Source organism: Nocardioides marmoriginsengisoli (assembly GCF_003725695.1).
Lineage (GTDB): Bacteria > Actinomycetota > Actinomycetes > Propionibacteriales > Nocardioidaceae > Marmoricola > Marmoricola marmoriginsengisoli.
The window spans coordinates 1,269,741-1,288,015 of sequence record NZ_RJSE01000007.1; the positions used below are offsets into that span (position 1 = coordinate 1,269,741).

The 18,275-nt window shown below is 70.5% G+C and carries 17 protein-coding genes; 12 read left to right on the forward strand and 5 right to left on the reverse strand.

Annotation, left to right across the window (positions count from 1 at the left end):
- The first annotated feature begins 5 nt into the window (after positions 1 to 5).
- From EFK50_RS14645 to EFK50_RS14675, 7 genes are read left to right on the forward strand one after another with little or no spacing between them, the layout of a single operon-like run.
- Positions 6 to 545, forward strand: coding sequence for an alternate-type signal peptide domain-containing protein (locus EFK50_RS14645; RefSeq protein ID WP_123228250.1), 540 nt, complete (start codon positions 6 to 8; stop codon positions 543 to 545).
- An 11-nt stretch (positions 546 to 556) separates the two neighbouring features.
- Positions 557 to 1,093: a signal peptidase I gene (locus tag EFK50_RS14650; RefSeq protein ID WP_123228251.1), complete on the forward strand. Its 537-nt coding sequence runs from the start codon at positions 557 to 559 to the stop codon at positions 1,091 to 1,093.
- Complete coding sequence (locus EFK50_RS14655) at positions 1,090 to 1,764, forward strand: hypothetical protein (protein ID WP_123228252.1); 675 nt, start codon at positions 1,090 to 1,092, stop codon at positions 1,762 to 1,764. The genes EFK50_RS14650 and EFK50_RS14655 overlap by 4 nt, the downstream gene beginning before the upstream one ends.
- Positions 1,745 to 2,350 carry a SipW-dependent-type signal peptide-containing protein gene (locus EFK50_RS14660; protein ID WP_123228253.1) on the forward strand — a complete coding sequence of 202 codons (606 nt, stop codon included), beginning with the start codon at positions 1,745 to 1,747 and terminating at the stop codon, positions 2,348 to 2,350. The genes EFK50_RS14655 and EFK50_RS14660 overlap by 20 nt, the downstream gene beginning before the upstream one ends.
- Positions 2,347 to 3,261, forward strand: coding sequence for a signal peptidase I (locus EFK50_RS14665; RefSeq protein ID WP_123228254.1), 915 nt, complete (start codon positions 2,347 to 2,349; stop codon positions 3,259 to 3,261). The genes EFK50_RS14660 and EFK50_RS14665 overlap by 4 nt, the downstream gene beginning before the upstream one ends.
- A gap of 46 nt (positions 3,262 to 3,307) precedes the next feature.
- Positions 3,308 to 4,318: a tryptophan--tRNA ligase gene (trpS, locus tag EFK50_RS14670; RefSeq protein WP_123228683.1), complete on the forward strand. Its 1,011-nt coding sequence runs from the start codon at positions 3,308 to 3,310 to the stop codon at positions 4,316 to 4,318.
- 6 nt (positions 4,319 to 4,324) lie between these two features.
- A complete protein-coding gene (locus tag EFK50_RS14675) occupies positions 4,325 to 4,837 on the forward strand; it encodes a 2'-5' RNA ligase family protein (RefSeq protein WP_123228255.1) in 513 nt (170 codons plus the stop codon).
- 66 nt (positions 4,838 to 4,903) lie between these two features.
- Here the strand turns inward: EFK50_RS14675 and EFK50_RS14680 are convergent, their stop codons facing one another.
- The 4 genes from EFK50_RS14680 to EFK50_RS14695 all read right to left on the reverse strand — a co-directional run bounded on the left by EFK50_RS14680 (position 4,904) and on the right by EFK50_RS14695 (position 9,466).
- Positions 4,904 to 5,905 carry a CAP domain-containing protein gene (locus EFK50_RS14680; protein WP_123228256.1) on the reverse strand — a complete coding sequence of 334 codons (1,002 nt, stop codon included), beginning with the start codon at positions 5,903 to 5,905 and terminating at the stop codon, positions 4,904 to 4,906.
- Between the two features lie 65 nt (positions 5,906 to 5,970).
- A complete protein-coding gene (locus tag EFK50_RS14685; RefSeq protein WP_123228257.1) occupies positions 5,971 to 6,714 on the reverse strand; it encodes a succinate dehydrogenase/fumarate reductase iron-sulfur subunit in 744 nt (247 codons plus the stop codon).
- Positions 6,711 to 8,732: a fumarate reductase/succinate dehydrogenase flavoprotein subunit gene (locus tag EFK50_RS14690; protein ID WP_123228684.1), complete on the reverse strand. Its 2,022-nt coding sequence runs from the start codon at positions 8,730 to 8,732 to the stop codon at positions 6,711 to 6,713. The genes EFK50_RS14685 and EFK50_RS14690 overlap by 4 nt, the downstream gene beginning before the upstream one ends.
- Positions 8,733 to 8,752: 20 nt before the next feature.
- Positions 8,753 to 9,466, reverse strand: a complete 714-nt coding sequence (locus tag EFK50_RS14695; protein ID WP_246004162.1) for a succinate dehydrogenase cytochrome b subunit — start codon at positions 9,464 to 9,466, stop codon at positions 8,753 to 8,755.
- 199 nt (positions 9,467 to 9,665) lie between these two features.
- On the opposite strand from EFK50_RS14695, the gene EFK50_RS14700 reads away from it, so the two are divergent.
- From EFK50_RS14700 to EFK50_RS14710, 3 genes are read left to right on the forward strand one after another with little or no spacing between them, the layout of a single operon-like run.
- Positions 9,666 to 10,466: a hypothetical protein gene (locus tag EFK50_RS14700; RefSeq protein ID WP_123228258.1), complete on the forward strand. Its 801-nt coding sequence runs from the start codon at positions 9,666 to 9,668 to the stop codon at positions 10,464 to 10,466.
- Positions 10,466 to 12,400, forward strand: coding sequence for a fumarate reductase/succinate dehydrogenase flavoprotein subunit (locus EFK50_RS14705; protein ID WP_246004163.1), 1,935 nt, complete (start codon positions 10,466 to 10,468; stop codon positions 12,398 to 12,400). The genes EFK50_RS14700 and EFK50_RS14705 overlap by 1 nt, the downstream gene beginning before the upstream one ends.
- Positions 12,400 to 13,176: a succinate dehydrogenase/fumarate reductase iron-sulfur subunit gene (locus EFK50_RS14710; RefSeq protein ID WP_123228259.1), complete on the forward strand. Its 777-nt coding sequence runs from the start codon at positions 12,400 to 12,402 to the stop codon at positions 13,174 to 13,176. Before EFK50_RS14705 ends, EFK50_RS14710 begins: the two co-directional genes overlap by 1 nt.
- A gap of 4 nt (positions 13,177 to 13,180) precedes the next feature.
- Here EFK50_RS14710 and EFK50_RS14715 read toward each other — a convergent pair whose 3' ends face one another.
- Positions 13,181 to 14,185 (reverse strand): glycosyltransferase, encoded by a 1,005-nt coding sequence (locus tag EFK50_RS14715; protein WP_123228260.1) that lies wholly within the window; start codon positions 14,183 to 14,185, stop codon positions 13,181 to 13,183.
- Between the two features lie 132 nt (positions 14,186 to 14,317).
- On the opposite strand from EFK50_RS14715, the gene EFK50_RS14720 reads away from it, so the two are divergent.
- Positions 14,318 to 16,111, forward strand: coding sequence for a methylmalonyl-CoA mutase family protein (locus EFK50_RS14720; protein ID WP_123228261.1), 1,794 nt, complete (start codon positions 14,318 to 14,320; stop codon positions 16,109 to 16,111).
- Entirely contained in the window at positions 16,108 to 18,270 is a 2,163-nt protein-coding gene (scpA, locus tag EFK50_RS14725) for a methylmalonyl-CoA mutase (protein ID WP_123228262.1), read from the forward strand. Before EFK50_RS14720 ends, scpA begins: the two co-directional genes overlap by 4 nt.
- The last annotated feature ends 5 nt before the right edge of the window (positions 18,271 to 18,275 follow it).

Consider the following 18,275-nt stretch of genomic DNA (forward strand, 5'->3'; position numbering starts at 1 on the left):
GAGTCATGAACAAGTCAACCAAGGGAGCCCTCGCGGCGACCGCAGCCGGCGTGCTGCTGCTCGGCGGAGTGGGTTCGCTCGCCTACTGGAGCGATTCCGCCACGATCGCCGGGGGAGCGGTCAACAGCGGCACGCTCTCCCTCACCGACGCCACCGCGGGGTCCTGCGCGACGGCCGCCTGGACCCTCGACTCCGCGGAGTCGCCCGCCGGGATCGCCTTCGACCCGGCCACCGACACCCTGGTCCCGGGCGACGTCCTGACCAAGAGGTGCAGCTACACGATCGGCGCCGTCGGCGAGCACCTGCGGGCGACCGTCGTGGCGACCGGGGGTGTCGCGTCGGGCGACCTGGCTCCCTCGTTGCAGGTGGCCGGTGGCTTCACCATCGGCGGGTCCCCGGTCACCGAGGTCACCGAGGCGAACGACGGGGACACCCTGGTCGCCGAGATCCAGGTGCGGTTCGATGCGGCGGCGGACAACACCACCCGGAGCCGGACGGCAGCGCTCGGCAACTTCGTGGTCACGTTGTCCCAGGTCCACGACTGACGCCACCGGTGATGACCGGGACCGGAGGGCGCGTCGCCACCCGCGCGATCACCTGGACGGTGATCGCGGGGGCGGTCGCTGCCGTGACGGTGGCCGTCCTGGTCCCGCGGCTCGGCGGCGCGACGCCGTACACGGTGCTGACCGAGTCGATGCGGCCCGAGCTGCCGCCCGGGACGCTGGTGGTGACCCGGCCGGTCCGGGCCCGCGACGTCCGGATCGGTGACGTGATCACGTTCCAGCGGGTCTCCGGTGAGCCCGAGGTCGTCACCCACCGGGTGGACGCGATCAGCCTGGGCGCGGACGGGCAGCCCCGGTGGCGGACCCGGGGCGACGCCAATCCGGTCCCGGACGTCGCCTGGGTGCGACCGGTCCAGCTGAAGGGCCGGCTCTGGTACGCCGTGCCCCTCCTCGGCCGGGTGAACCTCTGGCTCGACGGTCACCAGCGCCGCACCGCGACCGTGCTGGTCGCCCTCGGGCTGGCCGGTTACGCAGCCGTGATGTGGGCCAGCGCAGGACGTGACCGGATCCGCCGAGGGGCGACGGCGTGACCAGGGCGTGCGGGGCTGCCCTGGTCGCGGTGAGCCTGGTCCTGGTGGCCCTCTGCTGGGTCCTCGCGGCTCCCGCGCCGGCGTCGGCCGAGGGAGAGGCGGTGGTCAGCACCGACGGCGTCACCTGGACCGACGCGCTGACCACGCCGCTGTTCAGCCCGGCCACCCGGTGGGCTCCCGGCGACACCCGGGTCTCGAGCTTTCTCGTCGGCAACCGGGCCTCGGTCCGGGCCGACCTCGCGGTCCGGGTCCGGACCGAGGACCCCGACGGGCTGGTTGCCCGCGGGGACGTGGACCTGGCCGTCCGGAGTGGGACGGGGGCCTGGAGGCCGCTCCCGGCGGACGGTCAGCCGCACCGATTGCCCGGGGTCGTGCTGGCCGCCGGCGCGAACGACCGGATCTCGGTCCGGGCCCGCTTCCGCCCCGCGTCGCCGAACCGCTCCCAGCTGCAGCGACTGCCCTTGACCTTCGAGGTCGTGCTCAGCCAGGCCGGCACCGCGGCGCCGCCGGGGACCGGGACCCCTGGGTTGCTGCCCGGGGTGCTGCCCGAGACCGGAGGCGCCGGGCTCCGGGTGCTGGTCGTCGGCCTGCTGCTCACCCTGCTCGGCTTCCTGACCACCCTGATCGCTGCCCGACGGAAGGACGACCACGATGACCGACACCTCGCCTGAACGCGGCACCCGACGCCGCTGCCGACTCGCGTCCCGCCGGCTGCGGGCCACGCTCGGCCTCGGGCTGGCGCTCAGCCTGGGCGTGCTGGGCACCCGCGCCTCCTGGACCGACGAGGTGACCGTGGTGGGCGCGACCTTCACCGCCGGCACCATCGACCTCAAGGTCAACGGCGGCGACACCAACGTCACGCTGCCGGCGCACGTGCTGGCGGGGATGGTGCCCGGCAGCTCGGCGGCCGGCGTGCTGACCGTGTCGAACGCGGGCACCGCCCCGCTGAAGTACTCGGCCACGAGCGCGGCCACCAACGCCGACGGCAAGAACCTGGCCGGCGCGCTGGTCGTGAAGGTGACCGGCGCCGCCGCGGCGACCGGCACCAGCCCGACCCGCACCTGCCCGGGGGCGACGCTGGCCGGCACCGGGGCCTCGCTGAACGGCGCGCTGGTGGCGACCCGGCGGCTGCTGGCTGCCGGCGCCTCGGAGACCCTCTGCGTCGAGGTGCTGCTCCCCGCCGCGGCACCTAGTGCGCTGCAGGGCGCGACCACGTCGGCGACCTTCACCTTCAGCGGCACCTCGGACCTGTCGTGACCTGGCGGCGGGCGGTCGGCGCGGCCCAGGAGTGGCTGCTCAGCGTGGTTGCGGTCCTCGGTGCGCTGGCCGTCGTCGCCGCGACGCTCTGCCTGGTCCTCGACCTCCGGGTTCTCGCCTTCCAATCGGGGTCGATGTCGCCGACCATCCGGACCGGCGCGCTGGCCGTGGCCCGGTCGGTTCCCGCGGCCGACCTGCGTCGCGGCGACGTCGTCTCGGTGCGCACCGGGTCCGGCAGCCGGGTGACGCACCGGATCGTCGAGATCGAACGGACCGGCGACCGTGCCGTGCTGCGTCTGAAGGGCGACGGCAACCGGGTGCCGGACGAGGCGTCGTACCCGGTCGACAGCGCCGACCGGGTGCTGTTCGACGTTCCCGTGCTCGGCCGTGCCGGGAGCCTCGTCGGCAGCCCCGCCGGCCTGGTCGGGCTGGGTCTGCTGGTCGGCTTCCTGGTGGTGGTGCTGATCGGGGAGGCGGCCCGGCCGCGCCACCGCGCTGCCCGGTCCCGCGCGGCCCTGGCCGCCGTGCTCGCCCTGGGTGCCCTGGCCCCGTCGGCGCTGGCCGGCCGGAGCGCGAGCACCCAGGCCGCCTGGACGGACGTCGCCACCGCGCGGACCGGGGCGTTCACGACCGCGGCGGTGGCCCGGCCGAGCTCGTTCACCTGCGGGACGAGCGGTAACAACTCGCAGGGGTTCACCTGGTCCGGCGTCCCGGGCGCGGTCTCCTACACCGTGACCTACGGGTCCACCTTCTCCCCGCTCACCGCGACCGTCACCGGCACCAGCTTCACGCTTACCGGGCCGGTCGCCGTGGGCAACGCCTGGGTGGTGGCGAACTTCGGCTCCTGGGGGTCCTCGGTGCAGTCGGAGAGCCGGTTCTACGCGGTAGGTAACCCCAGCGTCTGTGCCTGATCGCACCCGGCGAATGGTCGCGGACCCCAACTGGAACAATGACGGTATGGTCGAACCGTCCCGTCCCCGCGTCCTGTCCGGGATCCAGCCGACAGCGGACTCGTTCCACTTCGGCAACTACCTCGGCGCGACCCGGCAGTGGGTGTCGCTGCAGGACGACTTCGAGCCGTTCTTCTTCATTGCCGACCTGCACGCGATCACCAACGAGCACGACCCGAAGAAGCTGACCGAGCGCACCCTGGTCTCCGCGGCGCAGCTGGTCGCGATGGGGATCGACCCGGAGCGCTCGGCGATCTTCGCCCAGTCGCAGGTGCACGAGCACGCAGAGCTGGCCTGGGTGCTGAACAGCCTGACCAGCGTCGGTGAGGCCCGCCGGATGACCCAGTTCAAGGACAAGTCCGCCAAGGGCGGCGAGGGCTCCGCCTCGGTCGGGCTGCTCACCTACCCGATCCTGCAGGCCGCCGACATCCTGCTGTACCGCCCGCAGTACGTGCCGGTGGGGGAGGACCAGCGCCAGCACCTGGAGCTGACCCGGGACCTGGCCCAGCGGTTCAACCACCGCTACAAGAAGACCTTCCGGCTGCCGGAGCCGTACATCCTCAAGGAGACGGCCAAGATCTACGACCTGGCCGAGCCGTCCCGGAAGATGTCCAAGTCCAGCTCGTCTCCCAGCGGCATCATCGACCTGCTCGACGACCCGAAGAGCTCGGCCAAGAAGATCCGCTCGGCGGTCACCGACTCGGACACGGTGGTGCGCTTCGACCCCGAGGCCAAGGCCGGCGTCTCGAACCTGCTGACGATCTACTCGGCGGTCACCGGCCGGAGCATCGAGGACCTGGTGGCGTCGTACGAGGGCAAGGGGTACGGCGACTTCAAGGGTGACCTCGCCGACGTCGTGGTCGAGTTCGTGACGCCGTTCCGCGACCGGACCCACGAGCTGCTCGCGGACCGTGCTGAGCTGGACTCGATCCTGCGCCGCGGGGCCGAGAAGGCCCGCGAGGTCGCCGCGAAGACGCTGGCCGACGTCTACGACCGCGTCGGCTTCCTGAAAGCCTGACCACCCGTGCCCACCATCGGCGTCTCGATCGCCGTACCGGACCCGGCCGGGTCGGAGCTGCAGGAGTTCCGGGTCGGCCTCGGTGACGAGACCGCCAAGCTGATCCCGACCCACATCACCCTGGTGCCGCCGACCGAGATCGCGACCGAGGAGCTGCCGGCCGTCGTCGAGCACCTGGCCGGCATCGCCGCGGGCCAGCAGGGCTTCGGCGTCCGGCTGCACGGCACCGGCACCTTCCGGCCGACCTCGCCGGTCGTCTTCGTCGGGGTGATCGACGGGATCGCCGGCTGCCAGCAGCTGGCCGCCGCAGCCCAGAGCGGTCCGCTGGCGGTCGACGTGGAGTTCCCGTACCACCCGCACGTGACCATCGCGCACCACCTGGCCGAGGACCTGCTCGACCGTGCCTTCACCGAGCTCGCCGGCTACGAGGCGGCGTTCCGGGTCGACGAGTTCTGGCTCTACGTGCACGACGAGGACCACGGCTGGCGGCCGGACCGGGCCTTCACCCTGGGCGGCTGACCGGGCCTTCCGCGGGGGCGGTAGCTGGGGGGCGGGCATCGAGGGAGGAGCCCACCCCCCAACCTCTCAGCGGCTGGGGGTGAACAGCCGAACCGTGTACGCCGCGCGCAAGGTCTTCCGGACGCCGGCCTTCTTGATGCCGGTGACGATGACCCGGTAGGCGGCCGTCCTGGAGAAGTTGGCCGGCATCTGCCAGACCAGGGTGGGCTGCGCGTAGCCGGTGTGGACGGCGTACTTGCGCACGGGGATCCGGGTGGTGCCGTTCAGGTAGACGGCGACCTTGGCGCGGGCGAAGCTCACCGACTTCAGCCCGGAGCTGAGCGACCAGCGTCCTCGGGGCTCGATCGCGTTGGGGAAGTGCCCGGCCGTCGGCCAGCCGACCCAGCGCGGGTTCGGCCGGGACGCGCTGGTCGGGCCCATCACGGTGAGGGCGTTCGCAGTGCTGGTGCTGCCGCTGCCCATCACCGTCGAGAACGGGTTCAGGAGCCAGCGGCGGTGTCCGACCGCGGCGTTGGTCGCGCCCGGGTCGTCCATGTACAGGTCGATGATCTGGCCGGCGCGCAGCGTCGGGTACGCCAGCGCGAGGTTCGACCGCCCGGCCGCCTTGGCGCCGGCCGAGGACCAGCACTTCCAGCTGCTGCTGGGGTTGTGGCTCAGGTTGCCGTTGGCCGCCATGATCAGGGCCGCCTTCTGGGCGGAGTCGTTGAGCGTCCGGGAGAACGTCACCGGAGCGAGCCCGGCCAGCGAGCGCACGAAGTTGAGCGAGCTGAGGGTGGCCGCGTTGGTCGACGCGGACGTCAGCCCGGGCAGGCAGCCGAGCAGGCTGCCCAGCAGCCAGTCGATGTTCAGCAGCTGCTTGGGCGCGTACTGGGCCCAGTAGGCGGCGTTGACCGCGTCCCGGCTGGTGGTGTTCACCGCACCGGACCAGCGGGCGGTCACCGTGGTTCCGGCGCGGCGTTCGGAGTGGGCGTCAGCCGGCACCGTCGTCATCACGGTGCCGAGCATCAGCGTGGTCAGCAGGGCCGCGCCGGTCACCCAGGCGCTCCGTCGTCCAGTCGTCTCCCTCATGGGAGAGGACTATATGCCCCAAATGTCCGATTTGACCAGGTTTGGAATGAATCAGCCGGTGGTGCTCAGTGCCCGTGCTTCATCGCCGTGCGCAGGTCCTTGTTCAGCTGCGAGATCACGTCGAGCGGGATCTCCTTGGGGCAGGCCGCCGTGCACTCGCCGATGTTCGTGCAGCCGCCGAAGCCCTCGTGGTCGTGCTGGGCGACCATGTTGACGACCCGGGAGTCGCGCTCCGGCTGGCCCTGCGGCAGCTCGCCGAGGTGGGTGATCTTGGCGCCCATGAAGAGCGACGCGGACCCGTTCGGGCAGGCCGCGACGCAGGCGCCGCAGCCGATGCAGGTGGCGACGTTGAACGCGCGCATCGCGTCGTCCCGGGGGACCGGTACGGCGTGCGCCTCCGGAGCCGAGCCGGTGTTCACCGAGATGAACCCGCCCTGCTGGATGATCCGGTCGAACGCGCCCCGGTCGACGACCAGGTCCTTGAGCACCGGGAAGGCGTCCGAGCGCCACGGCTCGATCGTGATCGTCTCGCCGTCGGTGAACGAGCGCATGTGCAGTTGGCAGGTGGTGGTGGTCACCGGGCCGTGCGCCTCGCCGTTGATCATCAGGCCGCACATGCCGCAGATGCCCTCGCGACAGTCCGAGTCGAACGCGATCGGCTCCTCGCCCTTGGCGTTGAGCTGCTCGTTGAGGACGTCCAGCATCTCCAGGAAGGACATGTCCGCCGAGACGTCGTCGACGTCGTAGGTGTGCATCCCGCCGGCGTCGTTCGCGTCGGTCTGGCGCCAGATCTTGAGAGTGAGTTTCACTTGTAGCTCCGCTGCTTCATCTCGATGGCCGTGTAGACGAGGTCTTCCTTGTGCAGGACCGGCTTCTCGCCATCACCTGCGAACTCCCAGGCCGCGACGTAGGCGTACTGGTCGTCGTGACGCAGCGCCTCTCCGTCCTCGGTCTGCGACTCGGCGCGGAAGTGGCCGCCGCAGGACTCGCGACGGTTCAGCGCGTCGATGCACATCAGCTCGCCCAGCTCGATGAAGTCGGCCACCCGGCCGGCCTTCTCGAGGCTCTGGTTGAGGCTGTCCGCGGTGCCGAGCACCTTGAGGTTGCGGTTGAAGTCGTCCTTCAGCGTGCGGATCAGGTCGATCGCCTTCTTCAGGCCGTCCTCGGTCCGCTCCATGCCGCAGTACTCCCACATGATGTGGCCGAGCTCGCGGTGGTAGGAGTCGACGCTGCGGGTGCCGTTCACGGTCAGGAAGTGCTCGATCCGGTCGGTGACCGACGTGCGGGCCTCGACCACGGCCGGGTGCGCCTCGTCGACCTTCTCGAACGGTCCGTCCGCGAGGTAGTCGCGGATCGTGTGCGGGAGCACGAAGTACCCGTCGGCGAGGCCCTGCATCAGCGCCGAGGCGCCGAGGCGGTTGGCGCCGTGGTCGGAGAAGTTCGCCTCGCCGGTGACGAAGAGACCCGGGATCGAGGACTGCAGGTCGTAGTCGACCCAGAGCCCGCCCATCACGTAGTGCACGGCGGGGTAGATCCGCATCGGGACCTCGTACGGGTTCTCACCGGTGATCCGCTCGTACATGTCGAGGAGGTTGTCGTACTTCTCCTCGACGCCGTCCTTGCCCAGCCGGGCGATGGCGTCGCGGAAGTCCAGGTAGACGCCGCGCCGGACGCCGTCGACCTCGGGGCCGACGCCGCGGCCCTCGTCGCAGACGTTCTTCGCGGCCCGGGAGGCGATGTCGCGGGGGACCAGGTTGCCGAAGCTCGGGTAGATCCGTTCCAGGTAGTAGTCGCGGTCCTCCTCGGGGATCTCCCGCGGGTCCTTGCCGCAGTCGGCCTTCTTCTTCGGCACCCAGATCCGGCCGTCGTTGCGCAGCGACTCGCTCATCAGGGTGAGCTTGGACTGGTGCGAACCGGAGACCGGGATGCAGGTCGGGTGGATCTGCGTGTAGCAGGGGTTCGCCATGTAGGCGCCCTTGCGGTGCGCCCGCCAGGCGGCGGTGACGTTGCAGCCCATCGCGTTGGTCGACAGGTAGAAGACGTTGCCGTAGCCGCCGCTGGCGAGAACCACGACGTCGGCCAGGTGGGTCTCGATCTCGCCGGTGACCATGTCCCGGGCGATGATGCCGCGGGCCTTGCCGTCGACGACGATCACCTCGAGCATCTCGTGCCGGGTGAACGTCGCCACGGTGCCGGCGGCGACCTGGCGCTCGAGGGCCTGGTAGGCGCCGATCAGCAGCTGCTGACCGGTCTGGCCGCGGGCGTAGAAGGTGCGGGAGACCTGCACGCCGCCGAACGAGCGGTTGTCGAGGAGGCCGCCGTACTCGCGGGCGAAGGGGACGCCCTGGGCGACGCACTGGTCGATGATGTTGGTGCTGACCTCGGCGAGGCGGTAGACGTTCGACTCCCGCGAGCGGTAGTCGCCGCCCTTGACGGTGTCGTAGAAGAGACGGTGGACCGAGTCGCCGTCCTCCTTGTAGTTCTTGGCCGCGTTGATACCGCCCTGGGCGGCGATCGAGTGCGCCCGGCGCGGCGAGTCCTGGTAGCAGAAGGACTTCACGTTGTACCCGGCCTCGCCCATGGTGGCGGCCGCGGAGGCGCCGGCCAGGCCGGTGCCGACGATGATCACGTCGAGCTTGCGGCGGTTGGCCGGGTTGACCAGCCGGGCCTCGAACTTGCGGGTCTGCCAGCGCTGGTCGATCGAGCCCTGCGGGGCCTTGGTGTCCGCGATCGGGGCGCCCGGGGTGTAGTAGTCGGCCGCGTCGTCGGTGTCGACGGGCAGCGGCGCGTCGTGCGAGGGGTCAGAGGTCAGCGTGGTGTCCGGCATGTCGGTCATGGGTGGAGCCCTTACTTCTCGATGATGCCGGTGAGGACGGCAAGCGGGACCAGCGAGAAACCGCCGGCGATCACGACGGCGAGCGTGAACGCGCTCCGCTTGGCCAGGACGCGGGTGCGCTCGCTGCCGGTCAGGCCGAGCGTCTGGGTGGCGCTCCAGATGCCGTGGTGCAGGTGCGCGCCGAGCATCGCCATCGCGGCCAGGTAGATCAGCGTCAGCCACCAGGTGTCGAACGTGTCGACCAGGAGGTTGTACGGGTCGTTGGTCGGGCCGCCGTCGACGTTGACCTTGCCGATCGTGAAGTTCAGCAGGTGCCAGATGATGAAGAGCAGCAGCGTGACGCCGCCCCAGCGCATCAGCCGGCTCGCGAAGATCGCGCCGGTGTGCTTCTTCACCTCGTACTTGACGGTGCGGGCGTTCTTGGCGCGGCGCCAGAGCTTCGCGGCGGCGTACACGTGCACGACGAGGGAGAGCAGCAGGACGGCGCGGATGATCCACAGGGCGCCCTCGTGCGGCAGCATCGGCTCGCCGAGGATGCGCAGGTGGTGCGCGTACTCGTTGAACTTGTCGTGACCACCGAACGCCTTCAGGTTCCCGTACATGTGCAGGAGCGTGAAGCCGATGAAGACGACTCCGCTGGCTGCCATCAGGATCTTGAGGAAGATGGTGCTCTGCGTTGCGCGGGCGCCCTTGACCAGGGTCTTGCCCGAATTCTGAATTGCCACGAGGGCACGTTACCGCTCGCCACGAGGGCTACTGGCACGTAGTCACGTGATCCATCCCACCTCGGCGAATCTCGGGAACTTCTGCGCGACTTCGTCCGTCGTGCCCCCTTTCCTTCGCACGTCATTCCGGCCATAGTCGGACGGGCGTGACCTGGAGCACAGGGCGCGATCACCGGCTGACGAGACCACGGAGGTGGGAATGGCGTCGACGAAGGCACCAGCAGGGACGGGTGTCCACGGACCTGGAAGAGCCGCGATCGGCGCCCGGACGCTTCGGCAGGACCGCTGGTGGCTCGCGCCGCTGAGCACCTTCGTCGTGTTCTCGGCCTTCATCGTCTACGCGACCTGGCGGGCGTTCGCGAACGCCAACTACTACGCCGAGCCGTACCTCTCGCCGTTCTACTCGCCGTGCCTGGGTGACTGCGTCAAGGGGTCCTCGGACTTCGGGCAGCCGTTCGGCTGGTTCCCGCTGTCGGCGGCGCTGATCATCCTGATCTTCCCGCTCGGCTTCCGGATGACCTGCTACTACTACCGGAAGTCCTACTACCGGGCGTTCTGGCTGAGCCCGCCCGCCTGCGCGGTGGCCGAGCCGCACACCAAGTACACCGGCGAGACCCGGCTGCCGCTGATCCTCAACAACCTGCACCGGTACTTCTGGTACGCCGCGATCGTGGTCGGCTTCGTGCTCTCCTTCGACGTGGTGATCTCGTTCAAGGAGGCCGACGGCGGCCACGTCGGGCTCGGCACGCTGATCCTGCTCGTCAACGTCGTCTTCATCTGGCTCTACACGCTCTCCTGCCACTCCTGCCGCCACGCCGTCGGCGGCCGGCTGCGGCACTTCTCCAAGCACCCGGTGCGCTACAAGGCCTGGACCTGGGTGTCGAAGCTGAACGCCCACCACGCCAAGTTCGCCTGGTACTCGCTGTTCTCGGTCGCCATCGCCGACCTCTACGTGTACCTGCTCGCGAACGGCACGATCTCCGAGACGAGGTTCTTCTGATGAGCACGGGTACCGCAGGTGTCGGCCAGGAGGGCCGGCACCCGATGACCGGGAACGCCCTGGACGGCGACGCCGAGGGCGGCATGGAGCGGCACACGTACGACGTCGTGGTGATCGGTGCCGGCGGGGCCGGCCTGCGCGCCGCGATCGCCGCGCACGAGGCCGGCGCCCGGACCGCGATCGTCTGCAAGTCGCTGCTCGGCAAGGCGCACACCGTGATGGCCGAGGGCGGCATCGCCGCGGCGATGGGCAACCGCTGGCCGGAGGACAACTGGGAGGTGCACTTCCGGGACACCATGCGCGGCGGCAAGATGCTGAACAACTGGCGGATGGCCCAGCTGCACGCCCAGGAGGCCCCCGAGCGGGTGATGGAGCTCGAGGACTGGGGAGCGCTCTTCGACCGCACCGAGGACGGACTGATCAGCCAGCGCGACTTCGGCGGTCACAAGTACGCGCGCCTCGCCCACGTCGGCGACCGCACCGGCCTGGAGATGATCCGGACGCTGCAGCAGCGTGCGGTCCAGCTCGGCATCGACGTGTTCATGGAGTGCACGATCACCGACGTGTTCGTCTCGGCGAGCTCGACGTCCGGGGAGAAGGCCATCGCCGGCGCCTTCGGCTACTGGCGCGAGTCCGGGCGCTTCATCGTCTTCGACTCGCCGACGGTCATCCTGGCCACCGGCGGCATCGGCAAGTCCTTCAAGGTGACCTCGAACTCGTGGGAGTACACCGGCGACGGGCACGCGCTCGCGATGCGGGCCGGTGCCTCGCTGATCAACATGGAGTTCATCCAGTTCCACCCCACCGGGATGGTCTGGCCGCCCTCGGTCAAGGGCCTGCTGGTCACCGAGTCGGTCCGCGGTGACGGCGGCATCCTGAAGAACTCCGAGGGCAAGCGGTTCATGTTCGACTACATCCCGGAGTTCTTCAAGGCCGAGACCGCCGACACCGTCGAGGAGGCCGATGCCTGGTACGAGGACAAGAAGAACAACCGGCGACCTCCCGAGCTGCTGCCCCGTGACGAGGTCGCCCGGGCGATCAACTCCGAGATCAAGGCCGGCCGGGGAACGCCGCACGGCGGCATCTACCTCGACATCGCCTCGCGCCGGACGCCGGAGTTCATCAAGAAGCGGCTGCCCTCGATGTACCACCAGTTCAAGGAGCTGGCGGACGTCGACATCACCGCCGAACCGATGGAGATCGGCCCGACCTGCCACTACGTGATGGGCGGGGTCGAGGTGGACGCGGACACCCAGGAGAGCGCGGTCACCGGCCTGTACGCCGTCGGCGAGTGCTCCGGCGGGATGCACGGGTCCAACCGGCTCGGCGGCAACTCGCTCGGCGACCTGCTGGTCTTCGGGAAGCGCGCCGGCGACGCGGCGACGGCGTACGCGAAGGGACTCGGCGCGAACCGGCCCAAGATCGTCGAGGCCGACGTGAAGGCGGCTGAGCGCTCGGCTCTCGCACCCTTCGAGGTCGAGGGCGGTGAGAACCCGTACACCATCCAGTCCGACCTGCAGCAGTCGATGAACGACCTGGTCGGCATCATCCGGGAGGGCTCGGAGCTTGAGGAGTCGCTGGTCGCGATCGAGGCCTTCAAGGAGCGGGCCAAGACCATGAAGGTCGAAGGGCACCGGCAGTACAACCCCGGCTGGCACTTGGCCATCGACCTGCGCAACATGCTGATCGTCAGCGAATCCATCGCCAAGGCCGCCCTGGCCCGGCAGGAGTCCCGCGGCGGCCACACCCGCAACGACTACCCGGCCACCGATCCCGAGTGGGGGACGAAGAACCTGGTGGTGAACCTGACCGCCGACGGCACCGGGGTGGAGCTGCACGAGAAGCCGTTGCCGGTGATGCCCGAGGAGCTGACCACGTACTTCGCGGCAGCAGCGCCGATGGCCAACGTCCAGACTGAGGAAGGGAAGAACTGATGGGCTACACCCTGAAGCTCCGGGTCTGGCGCGGCGACAAGTCCGGCGGCGAGATCAAGGACTATCCGGTCGAGGTGTCCGAGGGCGAAGTCGTGCTCGACGCGATCCACCGCGTCCAGGGCACCCAGGCCGGCGACCTCGCGGTCCGCTGGAACTGCAAGGCCGGCAAGTGCGGGTCCTGCAGCGCCGAGGTCAACGGCAAGCCGCGCCTGATGTGCATGTGCAGGCTGTCGGACTTCGAGGAGGACGAGACCATCACGGTGACCCCGATGCGGACCTTCCCGGTGATCCGGGACCTGGTCACCGACGTCTCGTTCAACTACGAGAAGGCCAAGGAGCTGCCCAGCTTCGCGCCGCCCCCGCGCGACGCCGACAACAAGCGCCGGATGGCGCAGGTCGACGTCGAGCGCGGGCAGGAGTTCCGCAAGTGCATCGAGTGCTTCCTGTGCCAGAACACCTGTCACGTCGTCCGTGATCACGAGGAGAACAAGCAGGCCTTCGCCGGCCCGCGCTTCTTCCTCCGGTACGCCGAGCTGGACATGCACCCGCTGGACACCAACGACCGCCGCAAGCTGGCCCAGGACGCCGCCGGGCTCGGCATGTGCAACATCACCAAGTGCTGCACCGAGGTGTGTCCCGAGGGCATCAAGATCACCGACAACGCCATCATCCCGATGAAGGAAAGGGTCGCGGACCGGAAGTTCGACCCGCTGGTCTGGCTCGGCAGCAAGATCGGGATCCGGAACAAGGACGACGACGGGCGAGTGGAGCTCTGAGGGGTCAGGCGCAGGACTCGTAGTACCCGACCAGCTCGTCGATCGCGTCCGCCCAGGTGCGCTCGGCGACCGACTCCCGGCCGTGCGCCGCGAGCCGGCCGCGGAGCGCCCGGTCGCCCGCCAGCCTGGCGACCGCGTCGATCAAACCACCGGACCCGCTGGTCTTGCCGACCAGCAGTCCGTTGCGCCCGTCGGTGATCACCTCGGCGGCCGCGCCGGTGCCGAAGGCGACCACCGGGACGTCGCTCGCCAGCGCCTTCCGTACGGCGGCCAGCCCGGTGTCCTGCTTCCGCGGCTGCACCAGCAGGTCGAGCGAGGCGATGCTGCGGGCCAGCTCCAGCCCGCAGGCCTCGCCGACGATCTTCGCGCCGGCCTGCTTGAGCGCCGGCGTACCGGGTCCGCAGCCGAGGACGACGAGCCGGACCCCGTCGAGGGCGGCGATCCGGCCCAGCCGGCGCACCACCTTCGTGGTCGGCTGGCCGACCGGGCCGACGTACCCGACGACGGTGAGCGGGCCCTCCGGCCGACCGACCTTCGCCCAGCGGTCGTGCAGGTCGGCGGAGCGCAGCCCCGGGTGGTGCTCGTCGGTGCGCACCCCCGCCCGCCAGACCCGTGCCTGGATCCCGGTCGTCGAGAGCACCCGGGCGGCCGCGGCGCTGCTGGCCAGCACCTTGCCCGTCCGCGGGTGCAGCGGCGTCGGGTCGAGCACCACGAGCGGGATCCCGGTGCCGTCGAGGGCGCGCATCGTGGCGGCACCCATCGCGCGCGGGGTGAGGAACTGGGCGACGTCGGGGGAGAAGGCGGCGGCCGAGCGTCGTACCGAGGTGACCGAGAAGAGCGTCCTGGTGCGCTCGACACGTGCTCCCCGATAGCTGTCGCTGCCCGGACCGGTGGTGAAGACCAGCACCTCGTGCCCGGCCGTGATCAGCGCGTCGGTGATGTGCCGGGCCGCCTCGGCGCCGGGGTCGGCGGCCGGGGCGAAGGTCTCGGTGACCAGCATGATCCGCATGCCTCGATGCTGCCCCGCACGCATCACAGGACCGTGAACGCACGGTAAGAGTCGGATGAACCGACGGTTGAGACATCTCACACATGGGCCGTTCGTGGCCCGGGGGAGCGCGGGGCATTTATTCTGCGAACCATGACCTCACCGGCAGAGACCGCCCCTACTGCTGTGCCCCTGGACTCCGGGGACGCGCACACGCAGGCCGAGTGGGAGCACCTGGCCGCGGGCGTCCTCCGCAAGGCCGGACGCCTCGCCGAAGGCGACGCCGACGACCTGGTCTGGTCCAAGCTGACCCGCACGACCCTCGACGGCATCGCGATCACCCCGCTGGGCACGCCGGCGCTCCTCGACGACCTGCAGACCTCCGGCCGCCCCGACCGGGCCGGCGAGTGGGACGTCCGGGCCTACTTCGCGGACCCGGACGCCAAGGCCACCGCGGCTGACGTGCTCCTCGACCTCGACAACGGAGTCACCTCGATCTGGCTCGAGGTCGGCGCCGGCGGGCTCCCGGTCGACGCCCTGGGCGCCGCGCTCGACGGCGTCCTGCTCGACGTCGCTCCGGTCGTCCTCGACGCCTCCGACCCCATCGCCGCGGCGGCGGCGTTCGCCGCTCTCGCCGCGGGCACCGCCCTGGCCGACGGCACCAACCTCGGCGCCGACCCGCTCGGCGCGCTGGCCGCCCCGGGTGCCGCCGACCTCGACGTGGCCGGCATCGTCGCGTCGGTCGCCGACACCGCGACCGACCTCGGCTGCCTGGCACTGGTGGTCGACGGCACGGCGGTCCACGACCTCGGCGCCTCCGACGTCCAGGAGCTCGGCTGGTCCTTGGCCGTCGGTGCGGCGTACCTGCGCGCCCTGGTCGCCGCCGGCTACAGCGCCGCCGACGCGGCCGCGCTGATCGAGTTCCGCTACGCGGCCACCGACGAGCAGTTCCCGACGATCGCCAAGCTCCGCGCCGCCCGCCGGCTGTGGGCACGCGTCCTCGAGCTCAGCGGCGTCGAGGACCGCAGCCAGCGCCAGCACGTGGTCACCTCGCGGCCGATGATGAGCAAGTACGACCCGTGGGTGAACATGCTGCGCACCTGCGTGGCCGCGTTCGCCGCCGGTGTCGGCGGGGCCGACTCGGTGACGGTGCTGCCGTTCGACGCCCACCTCGGCCTGCCGGACGTGTTCAGCCGCCGGATCGCCCGGAACACCTCGGCGCTGCTGATCCACGAGTCGCACCTGGCCAAGGTCGCCGACCCGGCCGGCGGTGCGTTCGCGATTGAGAAGCTCACCGACGACCTGGCGATCGCCGGGTGGGCGGAGTTCTCGACCATCGAGGCCGCCGGGGGAGCCCGGGCCGCGCTGGCCGACGGCTCGGTGCACGCCCGGATCGAGCAGGTCGTCGCCGAGCGGGAGCGTCAGATCGCCCTCCGCAAGCGGCCGCTGACCGGTCTCTCGGAGTTCCCGAACCTGGGCGAGACCCTGCCGGAGCGCCGCCCGTACGCACCCGGCGCCAAGGTCGTCCGCCCCTGGGGCCACGCCTTCGAGGAGCTGCGCGACAACCCGTCCGGGACCGTCTTCCTGGCCACCATGGGCACCGTCGCCGCGCACACCGCGCGCGCCACCTTCGCCAGCAACCTGTTCGCCGCCGGCGGCATCGCGGTGGTCAACCCGGGTCGCAACGACGACGTCGACGCTCTGCTGGCGGCGTACGAGAGCACCGCCGGCGGCCCCGGGAACAAGCCCAGCGTGGTCTGCCTGACCGGCAACGACAAGGCGTACGCCGCGTGGGGCGCCGAGGCGGCAGCCGCACTCCGCGCCGCCGGTGCCACCCACGTCATCCTCGCGGGCAAGGCCCCCGAGGGCGTCGACGTCGACGACACCTGCGCGATGGGCGTTGATGCCCTCGACTTCTTGAACCGGACGAGGGAGAAGCTGGCATGAGCACGATTCCGGAGAGCTTCGCCGGCCTTCCGCTGGCGGGTGCGGGCGTCTCGACAGGCTCGACGTCCGGGGCCGAGGCGTGGGAGAGCCCCGAGGGCATCGGCGTGCTGCCGGTCTACGGCCCCGAGCACCTGGCCGGCCTGGACGCCCAGGACACCTACCCGGGACTTGCGCCGTTCCTGCGCGGCCCGTACCCGACGATGTACACCACCCAGCCGTGGACGGTCCGCCAGTACGCCGGCTTCTCCACCGCCGAGGAGTCCAACGCGTTCTACCGGCGCAACCTGGCCGCCGGTCAGAAGGGTCTGAGCGTCGCGTTCGACCTGGCCACCCACCGCGGCTACGACTCCGACCACCCGCGCGTGGTCGGCGACGTCGGCATGGCCGGTGTCGCGATCGACTCGATCTACGACACCCGGGTGCTCTTCGAGGGCATCCCGCTGGACGAGATGTCGGTCTCGATGACGATGAACGGCGCCGTGCTGCCGGTCCTCGCCCTCTACATCGCGGCGGCCGAGGAGCAGGGGGTGAAGCCGGAGCAGCTCGCGGGGACGATCCAGAACGACATCCTCAAGGAGTTCATGGTCCGCAACACCTACATCTACCCGCCGGCGCCGAGCATGCGGATCATCTCCGACATCTTCGCCTACACCTCGCAGAAGATGCCGCGGTTCAACTCGATCTCGATCTCCGGCTACCACATCCAGGAGGCCGGGGCGACGAACGACCTCGAGCTCGCCTACACGCTGGCCGACGGTGTCGAGTACATTCGGGCCGGCCTGGACGCCGGCATCGACATCGACGCGTTCGCACCCCGACTCAGCTTCTTCTGGGCGATCGGGATGAACTTCTACATGGAGATCGCCAAGATGCGGGCGGCCCGGGCGCTCTGGGCGCAGCTGGTGGCCCAGTTCAACCCGAAGAACCCGAAGTCGCTGAGCCTGCGCACCCACAGCCAGACCTCCGGGTGGTCGCTGACCGCCCAGGACGTCTTCAACAACGTCCAGCGCACCTGCATCGAGGCGATGGCCGCGTCGCAGGGCCACACCCAGTCGCTGCACACCAACGCGCTGGACGAGGCGATCGCGCTGCCGACCGACTTCTCCGCCCGGATCGCCCGGAACACCCAACTGCTGCTCCAGCAGGAGTCCGGCACCACCGGCACCATCGACCCCTGGGCCGGCTCGTACTACGTCGAGAAGCTCACCCACGACCTGGCCGCCCGCGCGTGGAGCCACATCGTCGAGGCCGAGCAGGCCGGCGGGATGGCCAAGGCGATCGAGCAGGGCATCCCGAAGATGCGCATCGAGGAGGCCGCCGCCCGCACCCAGGCCCGCCTGGACGCCGGCACCCAGAAGCTGATCGGCGTGAACACCTACCGGCTCGCCGACGAGGACAAGCTGGACGTCCTCAAGGTCGACAACGCCGAGGTCTACAAGCAGCAGCTCGCCAAGCTGGAGCGGCTGCGCGCCGAGCGCAACGACGACGACGTACGGCGGGCCCTGGACGCGCTGACCGCCTCCGCCGAGCGCGGTGCCGCGAAGAGCTCGCTGGACGGCAACCTGCTCGCGCTCGCGGTCGACGCGGCCCGGGCCAAGGCGACGGTCGGCGAGATCTCGGACGCGCTGGAGAAGGTCTACGGCCGGCACCAGGCCGTGATCCGTACGATCTCCGGTGTGTACAAGCGTGAGTCCGGTGCCAACGAGGCCGTGGCCCAGGTCCTCGCGGCGACCGACAAGTTCGCCGAGGACGAGGGCCGGCGCCCGCGGATCCTGGTCGCCAAGATGGGCCAGGACGGCCACGACCGCGGCCAGAAGGTGATCGTCACGGCCTTCGCCGACCTCGGCTTCGACGTCGACGTGGGCCCGCTGTTCAGCACGCCGGAAGAGGTCGCCCAGCAGGCGGTCGACGCCGACGTGCACGTGGTCGGGGTGAACTCGCTGGCTGCTGGTCACCTCACCCTGGTGCCGGCGCTGCAGAAGGCGCTGGCCGACCTGGGGCGCGACGACATCATGGTCGTGGTCGGCGGCGTGATCCCGCCCGACGACGTCCCGACGCTGCTGGAGATGGGCGCTGCCGCGGTCTACCCGCCGGGCACCGTGATCGCCGAGTCGGCGATCGAGCTCCTCGCCAAGCTCTCCGCCCGCCTGGGTCACTGACCCGT

Coding starts and splice junctions, on each gene's coding strand:
- trpS (WP_123228683.1), top strand. CDS start 3,308: ATGGTCGAACCGTCCCGTCCCCGCGTCCTGTCCGGGATCCAGCCGACA.
- scpA (WP_123228262.1), top strand. CDS start 16,108: ATGAGCACGATTCCGGAGAGCTTCGCCGGCCTTCCGCTGGCGGGTGCG.
- EFK50_RS14720 (WP_123228261.1), top strand. CDS start 14,318: ATGACCTCACCGGCAGAGACCGCCCCTACTGCTGTGCCCCTGGACTCC.
- EFK50_RS14715 (WP_123228260.1), bottom strand. CDS start 14,185: ATGCGGATCATGCTGGTCACCGAGACCTTCGCCCCGGCCGCCGACCCC.
- EFK50_RS14660 (WP_123228253.1), top strand. CDS start 1,745: ATGACCGACACCTCGCCTGAACGCGGCACCCGACGCCGCTGCCGACTC.
- EFK50_RS14680 (WP_123228256.1), bottom strand. CDS start 5,905: ATGAGGGAGACGACTGGACGACGGAGCGCCTGGGTGACCGGCGCGGCC.
- EFK50_RS14710 (WP_123228259.1), top strand. CDS start 12,400: ATGGGCTACACCCTGAAGCTCCGGGTCTGGCGCGGCGACAAGTCCGGC.
- EFK50_RS14705 (WP_246004163.1), top strand. CDS start 10,466: ATGAGCACGGGTACCGCAGGTGTCGGCCAGGAGGGCCGGCACCCGATG.
- EFK50_RS14700 (WP_123228258.1), top strand. CDS start 9,666: ATGGCGTCGACGAAGGCACCAGCAGGGACGGGTGTCCACGGACCTGGA.
- EFK50_RS14690 (WP_123228684.1), bottom strand. CDS start 8,732: ATGCCGGACACCACGCTGACCTCTGACCCCTCGCACGACGCGCCGCTG.
- EFK50_RS14650 (WP_123228251.1), top strand. CDS start 557: ATGACCGGGACCGGAGGGCGCGTCGCCACCCGCGCGATCACCTGGACG.
- EFK50_RS14645 (WP_123228250.1), top strand. CDS start 6: ATGAACAAGTCAACCAAGGGAGCCCTCGCGGCGACCGCAGCCGGCGTG.